Annotated in this window: 5 protein-coding genes; 3 read left to right on the forward strand and 2 right to left on the reverse strand. The window is 67.6% G+C overall.

Annotated elements, in window-relative coordinates; all coding sequences use genetic code 11:
* Positions 1-108: 108 nt before the first annotated feature.
* Positions 109-816 (forward strand): alpha/beta fold hydrolase, encoded by a 708-nt coding sequence (locus tag ABGA94_RS09745; RefSeq protein WP_111174841.1) that lies wholly within the window; start codon positions 109-111, stop codon positions 814-816.
* A 114-nt stretch (positions 817-930) separates the two neighbouring features.
* Here ABGA94_RS09745 and dkgB read toward each other — a convergent pair whose 3' ends face one another.
* Together dkgB and ABGA94_RS09755 are read right to left on the reverse strand one after the other, a co-directional pair.
* Positions 931-1,740 (reverse strand): 2,5-didehydrogluconate reductase DkgB, encoded by an 810-nt coding sequence (gene dkgB / locus ABGA94_RS09750; protein WP_111128533.1) that lies wholly within the window; start codon positions 1,738-1,740, stop codon positions 931-933.
* Between the two features lie 252 nt (positions 1,741-1,992).
* A complete protein-coding gene (locus ABGA94_RS09755) occupies positions 1,993-4,113 on the reverse strand; it encodes a methyl-accepting chemotaxis protein (protein ID WP_375367150.1) in 2,121 nt (706 codons plus the stop codon).
* Positions 4,114-4,296: 183 nt separating this feature from the next.
* On the opposite strand from ABGA94_RS09755, the gene ABGA94_RS09760 reads away from it, so the two are divergent.
* On the forward strand, positions 4,297-4,752 hold the full coding sequence (locus tag ABGA94_RS09760) for an Rrf2 family transcriptional regulator (RefSeq protein WP_053496770.1): 456 nt from the start codon (positions 4,297-4,299) through the stop codon (positions 4,750-4,752).
* A complete protein-coding gene (locus ABGA94_RS09765; RefSeq protein WP_005420261.1) occupies positions 4,742-5,647 on the forward strand; it encodes an NAD(P)/FAD-dependent oxidoreductase in 906 nt (301 codons plus the stop codon). Before ABGA94_RS09760 ends, ABGA94_RS09765 begins: the two co-directional genes overlap by 11 nt.
* Positions 5,648-5,775: the final 128 nt, after the last annotated feature.

Raw genomic sequence — 5,775 nt, forward strand, 5'->3', positions numbered from 1 at the left:
TCGAGCCATGCTCGACGGGCTGTACTGCAGTCGAGCATGGCGCGACTCTACAACGCAATCGCCCGTTGCGGCATGGTTCCGTCACCGTGCTGGCGCGACAATATCCCCATGACCGACCGTATCCCCCTGTTGCTGCTGCCCGGCCTGCTCAACGATGCTGAGCTGTGGCGCGCGCAGTTGGCCGACCTGGCCGATATCGCCGACTGCACCGTGGGCGACCAGACCGGTGGCGAGACCCTGCAGGCGGTGGCCGAAGACGTGCTGGCGCAGGCACCGGAGCGCTTTGCGCTGGCCGGGTTCTCGCTGGGCGGCTTCGTGGCCCAGCAGATCCTGCGCATTGCGCCGGAGCGGGTGCTGCAGCTGGCGCTGATCGACACCTCCATCCACGCCGACTCGCCGGAGCGGGCCGAGCAGCGGCGCAGCCAGCGCGCCAGCGTGCGCCTGCCGGGGAAGTTCCACGGCTTCGGCGATGTGCTGATGCGCAGCTACATCGATGCCTCGCGGCTGGACGACTACGTGCTGGTGCAGCGCGTGCGCGACATGACCACCCGCCTGGGCGCGGAGGTGTTCCTGCGCCAGAGCGCGCTGGAACGCCGTGATGGTCATGATGTGCTGGCCGGTTACCGTGATCCGCTGCTGATCGTGTGCGGCGCGAACGACCGCATTACGCCACTCGCGGTGAGCGAGGAAATGCACGCGATGGTGCCGCACTCGCAGCTGGTGGTGGTTCCCGATTGCGGGCACCTGGCGCCGATGGAAAAACCGGACGAGGTCAGTGCGGCGATGCGTGGGTGGTTGTTGCAGGGCAGGGGATGATCCCCGCGTTCCGGTAGGTGCCGACCTTGGTCGGCACGGTGTTTCATCGATCGGTCAGACGTCTGCGCCGACCAGGGTCGGCGTCTACCAGAGCGGTTGCGCGCCGTCTTGGAATCAATCCCAGGCCGGGGCGATGCCTTCCGGGTTGGCCAGGCGATGGCCGCGGTCAAGCTTGGCGATCTGTGCCATGTCTTCGTCGGTCAGGCGGATCGCTGCTGCCTCCAGGTTGCTGGCCAGGTTCTCGCGCTTGGTCGAGGACGGAATGACCGAGAAGCCCTGCTGCAGCGCCCAGGCCAGCGCGATCTGCGCCGGCGTGGCCTGGTGGCGGCCGGCAATGGCCTGGATCACCGGGTCCTTGATTACCTCGCCATAGGCCAGGCTCATGTAGGCGGTGATGTGGATGCCGTTGTCCTGCAGGAATTTCACCAGCAGGCGGTTCTGCAGGTACGGGTGGATCTCGATCTGGTTGGTGGCGATGGCGCCGTCACCCAGGATGCCGATCGCCTTGCGGGTCTGCGCGATGGTGAAGTTGGAGATGCCGATCTCCTTCGTCAGGCCCTGTGCCTTGGCCTCGGCCAGTGCGGTCAGGTACTCCTCCATCGGCACGTCGACCTTGTCGTTCGGCGACGGCCAGTGGATCAGTGTCAGGTCGACATGATCGGTGCGCAGCTTTTCCAGGCTGGTACGCAGGCTGGCCAGCAGCGCTTCGCGCTTGAACGCGGTGATCCAGACCTTGGTGGTCAGGTAGATCTCATCGCGCGGCACGCCGGAATCGGCGATGGCCTGGCCGACTTCGGCTTCGTTGCCGTAGATCTGCGCGGTATCGATGGCGCGGTAGCCGGCATCCAGCGCGTTGCGCACGGAGTCGATCACGGTCTGGTCTTTCAGGCGGAAGGTGCCGAGACCGAAGGCGGGGACTGTCATGAGGGGCTCCAGCAGGGGGGAGGGAGACGGGAATATCCACGAAAGGGTAGGCCAGCGCCCGTGTGCATGCCGGCAACGGTGCATTGCACCACCGTGTACGACCACGAGGCCGCTGCGGGCCGCGGTGTGTGCGGACCGGTTTGTGGGTGCGGACCATTGGTCCGCACGGATTCCTGCCATCGCCCGACCAACGGCCGGGCGCCACCCGTGCGGCGGTGGATGCTGCCGGCCGCTGGCCGGCAACCGGATCACTCAGGCCGCGCGCGCCAACGCGTCCTTCGCTGTCGCCGTGGCCGACAGGTCGAACACATCCACCGCATCGATCAACCGGTTCGCCTGCTGTTCCAGGCTGCGCGCCGCGGCGCTGGCTTCTTCCACCAGCGCGGCGTTCTGCTGGGTGGTGCCGTCCATCTGGATCACCGTCTGGCTGACCTGTTCGATGCCTGCGCTCTGCTCCTGCGACGCCGCGGAGATCTCGGCCATGATGTCGGTCACGCGCTGCACCGAGGCGACGATCTCGGCCATGGTGTCACCGGCCTCGCGCACGCGCTGCGCACCCTCACCGACCTGTTCCACCGACGCCTCGATCAGCGATTTGATCTCCTTTGCCGCCGCCGCAGAGCGCTGCGCCAGGGTGCGCACTTCGCTGGCGACAACCGCGAATCCGCGGCCCTGCTCACCGGCGCGTGCCGCTTCCACCGCAGCGTTCAGCGCCAGGATGTTGGTCTGGAAGGCGATGCCATCGATCACGCTGATGATCTCGGCGATCTGCCGCGACGACGTTTCGATCGCACCCATGGTCGCCACCACCTGCCCGACCACGCTGCCACCGTGTGAGGCGACACTCTGTGCCCCGATCGCCAGTTGGTTGGCCTGGCGCGCGTGCTCGGCATTCTGGCGCACGGTGGAGGTCAGCTCTTCCATGGATGCCGCGGTCTCTTCCAGATTGGCGGCCTGCTGCTCGGTACGGCGCGACAGGTCATTGTTGCCGGCGGCAATCTCTGCGGCAGCGGTATGGATGTTGCCGGAGGCATGCTTGATGTCGGTGACGATGGTTGCCAGCTGCGCGGCAGTGGTGTTGGCATCGCCGGCGATGCGCGCGAACACGCCCTGGAAATCGCCGTGCATGCGCGCGCCGAGGCGGCCGCCGGCGATGGCACGCAGCATGCTGGAGACCTCGCCCAGGTTCAGCTCGGTAGTCTGCATCAGGCGGTTGAGGCCCTCGACCATCGCATGGAAATCATGCTCGAAGCGCGCACTGTCGCCGCGCTGGCTGAAGTCACCGGCGGCCGCCGCTTCGGCCAGGCGGCGGATTTCGCCGTTGATCGCACCGAGGTTGTGCTTGACCGCATCCAGCGCTTCGGTGATCACTGCCTTCTCGCCGGGCAGGCGTTCCATGTCCTGGCTGAGGTCGCCGACGGCGTAGCGGCCCATGATCGAGATCGCGCGCATCTTCACCCGGATGTGTGCGTCGACCAGCGTGTTGCAGTCGGCCACCATGGTGCCGAACGCGCCGGGGAAGGCAGCGGCGTCCATGCGATGGCTGATCGTGCCGGCCTCGTGCGCCTGAGCCATCGCGGCCTGTGCATCCAGCACGCCGCGCAGCGTGGACTGCAACGCCTGCATCGCCTGGGCGAGGCGTCCGATCTCGTCGCGGCTGCGCACCTGCACCACGTGCTGCAGATCGCCGGCAGCCACTGCGCGTGCAGCGGCTTCCACCGCCAGTACCGGCCGCACCACGGCGCGCCGCAGCCACCAGGCCAGGCCGATCAGCAACAGCACCGCGGCCAGCACCGTCAGTGACGCGCACAGCAGCAGGGTCTGCCGCGCCTGCTGCGCACGTGCCGCCAGCGCCGCTTCGGCCACCTGCGTGGCATGCGCGCTCAGTGCATCCAGAGCGGTCGCCACCGCGCGATCCTTGCCGCGCACCAGGTTGTCGCCGGCGGCCGGATCGTAGCCGGCCGCGGCAAATGCCTGCAGCGCCGCGTGATAGTCCTGCTGCAGCTGCGCGTGCAGGCCAACGAACGCCTGCGCCAGTTCACGCGTGCGCGCGTCCGGGCTGGTCACCAGGCCCTTGGCCAGCCGTTCGACCAGGCGGCCTTCGTTGTCGAAAGCGTCCAGGTGGCGCTGACGCAACGCGTCGTCGTGGCCGCGGAGCAGCACGTTCTTCCATTCCTGCACCTGGCCGCGGAACTCACGCTGCAGGCGTTCGGCGTCGCGGCTGTGCGTGACTTCGGGCGGAACCTCGGTGGACAACTTGAACCAGGCGGAGGCCAGGCCAGCCAGCGCGCACAGCAGGACCACGGCCAAGCCAACAGACACCGCGCCGAGCAGCTTGGACTGCAGGCGCGGAGCACGGACAGACGCATTCATGGGGAAGCACTCTCGGGAAGGGGCATTGCGGTATCGACCCGCCAAGCTCCCGCTGAAGTGCGACGTAAATCACATTAGCGTTTCGTTTAGTGATGTGAAGGAAATGTTTCATAGGACAAATGTGTCCGTATGGAACAAATGTGGACCCTGGACAGGGGATATAAATGTAACTATCGTAGTTACATGAAGACCGCGAACCCGCTCTCCGACGCCCTGCACGTGATGGCGCATCTGGTCGGCCAGGACGGCCCGCGCACCTCCGAGCAGCTGGCGTCCTGCCTGCCGACCCATCCGGTGGTGATCCGCCGTCTGCTGGCGCAGCTGCACAGGGCGGGCCTGGTTCGCAGCGCCCGTGGCCATGGCGGTGGCAGCCACCTGGCCCGCGATGCCGCAGCCATCACCCTGCATGACGTCTACCTGGCGGTGGGCGCACCGTCGCTGGTACAGGTAGGCACCCGCGATTCCGGCGGTGGCTGCCCGATCCAGCAGCTGGTCAACAGCGCTTTGCTGGAGGGTGCACGCGAAGCACAGCGCCTGCTCGAACAGCGCCTGCGGGCGACCACACTGGACAAGCTCGGCGCCGACTTCGCCCGCCACCTCGCCCATCACCGCTCCCTGGAAGGTCACCATGAATCCTGATGTGCTCATCGTCGGCGGCAGTTATGCCGGCATTGCTGCGGGCCTGATCCTGGCCCGTGCCCGCCGCCCGGTCACCGTCATCGACGCCGGTTTGCCGCGCAATCGTTTCGCCAGCCATTCGCACGGGGTGCTGGGGCTGGATGGCATCAGCGGTGCCGAGCTGCTGAAGGCCGCGCGCCAGCAGCTGCTGGACTACCCCAGCGTGCGCTGGGTGCATGCCGAGGCCGTGCAGGCCACCGCCGGCGCAGAGGGTGTGGAAGTGCGAACCGCCGATGGGCAGGTGCTCGCCGCGCGCAAGCTGCTGCTGGCAAGCGGTATCGCCGACCAGCTGCCGGAGCTGCCCGGGCTGGCCGAGCGCTGGGGCAGCACCGTGCTGCACTGCCCCTATTGCCACGGTTACGAAGTGGGCGGTGGCGCCATCGGGCTGCTTGGTGGGCATCCGATGTCCGCCAGCAAGGCGCCGCTCTTTGCCGACTGGGGCAATGTCACCTTCTTCAGCCAGGGCCTGCCGATCACCGATGAGGAACGGGCTGCCATGCAGCAGCGTGGCGTGCGGATCGAGACGTCGCCGGTGCTGGGCGTGCAGGGCGACCAGCCGACTTGGCTGGAAGTGGAGCTGGCCGATGGCCGCCGCATCGCCCAGCGTGCGCTGTTCGTGCCGGCCACCCAGGCGATGGCCACGCCGCTGGTGCAGCAGCTCGGCTGCGTGCTGGCCGAGAGCCCGTTGGGCGTGCTGATCGAGGTCGATGCGATGAAGCAGACCTCGGTGCCGAACGTGTATGCCGCAGGCGATGCGACCACGGTCGGCAACATCACGTTGGCCGCTGCCGAGGGCGTGCGGGCAGGTATCGGCGTGCACCACGCGCTGGTGGCCGAGGACAGCATGCCGCGCTGAAAGCGCGTGTTCCGGTAGATGCCGACCTTGGTCGGCGCCGTTCCATCCACGCATGGCGTGGCTCGACTGCAGCGCGGTCGAGCATGATTGATGCGCGGTGGGTGCCGGCCTTGGCCGGCACCGCTCCA

The sequence above is a fragment of the Stenotrophomonas sp. 3diitr2024 genome (assembly GCF_042136455.1).
Classification (GTDB): domain Bacteria; phylum Pseudomonadota; class Gammaproteobacteria; order Xanthomonadales; family Xanthomonadaceae; genus Stenotrophomonas; species Stenotrophomonas sepilia.